This is a genomic window from Parcubacteria group bacterium (genome assembly GCA_041657845.1).
Classification (GTDB): domain Bacteria; phylum Patescibacteriota; class Minisyncoccia; order Moranbacterales; family JAKLHP01; genus JAKLHP01.
In genome coordinates this window covers 1-3,356 of sequence record JBBABD010000056.1, presented here as the reverse complement: position 1 = coordinate 3,356, position 3,356 = coordinate 1, and the positions used below count along the sequence as shown (strand labels likewise).

The 3,356-nt window shown below is 40.3% G+C and carries 3 protein-coding genes and 2 rRNA genes; all 5 read right to left on the bottom strand.

Features of this window, described 5'->3' with window-relative positions; translation table 11 throughout:
- Positions 1-255: 255 nt before the first annotated feature.
- On the bottom strand, positions 256-453 hold the full coding sequence (locus WC906_05340; GenBank protein ID MFA5777825.1) for a hypothetical protein: 198 nt from the start codon (positions 451-453) through the stop codon (positions 256-258).
- Between the two features lie 23 nt (positions 454-476).
- Positions 477-1,586: a rod shape-determining protein RodA gene (gene rodA / locus WC906_05335; GenBank protein ID MFA5777824.1), complete on the bottom strand. Its 1,110-nt coding sequence runs from the start codon at positions 1,584-1,586 to the stop codon at positions 477-479.
- 103 nt (positions 1,587-1,689) lie between these two features.
- Positions 1,690-2,517 (bottom strand): hypothetical protein, encoded by an 828-nt coding sequence (locus WC906_05330; protein ID MFA5777823.1) that lies wholly within the window; start codon positions 2,515-2,517, stop codon positions 1,690-1,692.
- Positions 2,518-2,609: 92 nt separating this feature from the next.
- A 5S ribosomal RNA gene (rrf, locus tag WC906_05325) occupies positions 2,610-2,718 on the bottom strand.
- 78 nt (positions 2,719-2,796) lie between these two features.
- Positions 2,797-3,356: ribosomal RNA gene (locus WC906_05320) — 23S ribosomal RNA — on the bottom strand; the annotation flags it as partial.

Below are 3,356 nucleotides of genomic sequence, written 5' to 3'. Positions count from 1 at the left end.
CTCGTTATGAGAAACTGCAATGCACTTTCATGGGGTTCCGATATCTGGGATATTCGATGATTAATTTCAGGTCGGTGTTTGGAAAAAAACGTGGTCAATTTAAATGAGCTCCTGTCTATTTAGTGTACGCCTAGAGAATAAGCTCGTCCAGCCCAAAAATCAAAAGTTATGCACATCTTGACGGAAACCGGAAAATGTTTCAAAAAACAACTACTGCAATCCTAAAGTTAAACTTTAGGGAATTTTGCATTAATATCACTTCAATGGATTTTTTAATTCTTCGTATTCAGCTTTCATTTTCTTTGCGCATTCATCGCAGGTAAGATGGGTAATTCCACCTTCATTCGGGAAGCCATCCCTTTCGCCCATTTCCTTATGACACATAGAACATATGGCTCTGGCTTTGTATGTCTTTTTCTCCGGTGGCTTCATAAATTTGTTTTCGTTTCCCATATTGTTAAATTTAAAAAAAATAATTAATACGACTGCATTACTTTTGAATCGGCAATTGTTCTTTTATTGTAGATATTGAGCACAATTCCAACCGCCACAAAGCACGCAACCAGAGAACTTCCCCCATAGCTCAAAAAAGGAAGCGGGATTCCCGCTACGGGAACCAGCCCGATATTCATTCCGATATTAATTAAAAGCTGAGTAAAAAGCATAATCATAATTCCGGAAGTCAATAAATATCCAAAGTTGTCAGGAGCCAGCAAGGCAATCTTTCGCATTTGGTAAAATAAAACCGCGTAAAGGAAAAGCACCAACATTGCGCCCAGAAATCCCAACTCTTCCGTAACGGTGGCAAAAATAAAGTCAGTATGGCTTTCGGGAAGGAAATCAAGCTGGGATTGAGAACCCTGGCCGATCCCTTTTCCGGTCATCCCCCCCGATCCAACTGACACAATTGACTGAAAAACATTATACCCGCTTCCTTTTATATCAAATTCAGGATTTGCGAAACTAACAATCCTGGCTTTTTGATAATCGGCTAAATTAAACCAAGTAGCCGCACCCGCCAAAATTCCAATACCCAAAAGCACTGCTAGAATTTTTTTGTTAATTCCGGAAAAAAAAGCCATTCCGATCCATATTCCCAAAAGCACCATCGCACTTCCAAAATCAGGCTGCTTGATAACCAAAAAAACTATAACCGCCGTGAGGATCATAGAGGCAACTAGCTGAACCGCCTCTCCCAATACTATTTTTTTGCTGGAAATAAAGCTGGCTAAAAATATAATTAGAGCGACCTTGGCAAATTCTACCGGCTGAACATTAAAAATTCCCAGTCCTAGCCAGCCGGAAGTTCCATGCACCCTATTCCCGAGCAAAAGAACTAAAATCAAAACGATGACAGTTGTAAAGTAAATCGGACGGCTGTAAGAACGCAAATAATGATAGTCGATTCTTGAAAAAAAAGCCATCGCTGATATTCCCACAAAAGCGAAAAAAAGTTGTTTCCAAATTATGTTTGCCTCATTGAAACCGGCTGCCGAAATTCCATAAAGAGCCAGAAGGCTTATTCCGGTCAAAAATAGAACTGCTGCTACCAGCACCCAGTCAAAGATAAATATTTTTTTAAGCATTAAACGAAGTTAAAAGTCTATAAAGTTTTTAAAGTTCTTAAAGCCGCAAGTTTAAAAAACGATACTTTACAAACTTTATAACTTTATGAACTTTATAACTTTTTTATTTACTCGTTTGGAACGACTGAGATCCTTGTATATATTTTTTTATGAAGTTCTGGGAATCGAAAACATTAGTTTCGGCTTCCATCTCCGGAGCTCCCTGAACTGATCCGGGGAAATCGATTGGCCAAAGCAAGCGAAAATCCCTCTCCGCTCCGACATTCACAGTTTTCATTTCAGTTTTATTAAAAGCCACCGGTTTTCCATTCTCATCTCTAAGCACGATGTTTATCCTTATTGTGTCAAAGTCGAAAGAGCTTTCATTCCTAAGAAGCCCTTTGGCCTCGCTGTATCCAACTCCGGATGATATTAAATTGTACCGTTTGTTATATATGTTTAGCTCGGGCCTTTCGTATCCAAAAAATTCTTCCCATTTTTGATTGCTTATGGAAACTTCGACGGATTGCGGATTTTGCTTCAATTCAATTCCTGTTTCGATGATATATTTCGATTCAACAGGAAGAATAAAACTTGTTCCTGATTTTTTCGCCAACACATTTCCGCCAGCATCTTTGAGGGAAAACTCATAGGAAAAACTTGGGCTTCCCAATTGATTATTCGGATTAGAGACTCTCGCCATTACATCATAAGTTCCCGGTCCGGCAGGAACAAAAGCGCTTTCCTCTATTCTCAAATCCTTGGCGTCGAATTTTTTTTCGCATTGTTTCTGGCAAATTCCCCCACAATCAATTCCGGTTTCATTCTGGTTTTGCTTTCCGTCATCGCAGGTTTTAGCAGGTTTCATTTTGGAATACGCAAGCCAGCCTACTAAAAATAGTATTCCGAGAAAGATTAAAATAATAATGAATCTTTTTACGCTTCTAGGCATAATTTTATAGATTAATTTTACAATAACGCAGACAAAAAAACAAGCTTTCGCTCGTTTTTGATCTTAAGGTCATCTCGAAGTTAATTACATTGTCTTGGCGGCGACCTACTCTTGCTCCGAAGAGCTACCATCGGCGCTGAAGTTCTTCACGGCTCTGTTCGGTATGGGAAGAGGTGTTACCACTTCGCTAGAACCACCAAGACAATATAATCAACTCTTGTGTTGTGATTGTTGTCAAACAATTTCGGTTAAGTTGCTCTTAACTACTAACCTCAAAAAACGAAAAAGGTTACATAATTTTATTAGTATTTCTTGACTTAACACATTACTGTGCTTACATCTGAAACCTATCAACCTGGTCATCTTCCAGGAAAACTTGCCGCTCGTATCGCGCTTCGCACGATACTTCGCTATACACGAATTGTCACAAATGTTAACAAATGTATTCGAATACATTGGATATAAATTCGCAACTATTAGCGTACAGTGAGTATCACACAGAGTGTGATACGAACGACTATTGCCTAATCTTGGGAGTAGCTTCCCGCTTAGATGCTTTCAGCGGTTATCTATTCCGAACTTAGCTACTCGACATTGCTCCTGGCGGAACAGCCGATACACCAGAGGTTCGTTCTTTCCGGTCCTCTCGTACTAAGAAAGACTTCCCTCAAGCAATTGCGCCTATGGCAGATAGAGACCAACCTGTCTCACGACGGTTTGAACCCAGCTCGCGTACCGCTTTAAATGGCGAACAGCCATACCCTTGGGAGCTTCTCCACCCCCAGGATGCGATGAGCCGACATCGAGGTGCCAAACCCCATCGTCGATGTGGACTCTTG

Coding starts and splice junctions, on each gene's coding strand:
- WC906_05330 (MFA5777823.1), bottom strand. CDS start 2,517: ATGCCTAGAAGCGTAAAAAGATTCATTATTATTTTAATCTTTCTCGGA.
- WC906_05340 (MFA5777825.1), bottom strand. CDS start 453: ATGGGAAACGAAAACAAATTTATGAAGCCACCGGAGAAAAAGACATAC.
- rodA (MFA5777824.1), bottom strand. CDS start 1,586: ATGCTTAAAAAAATATTTATCTTTGACTGGGTGCTGGTAGCAGCAGTT.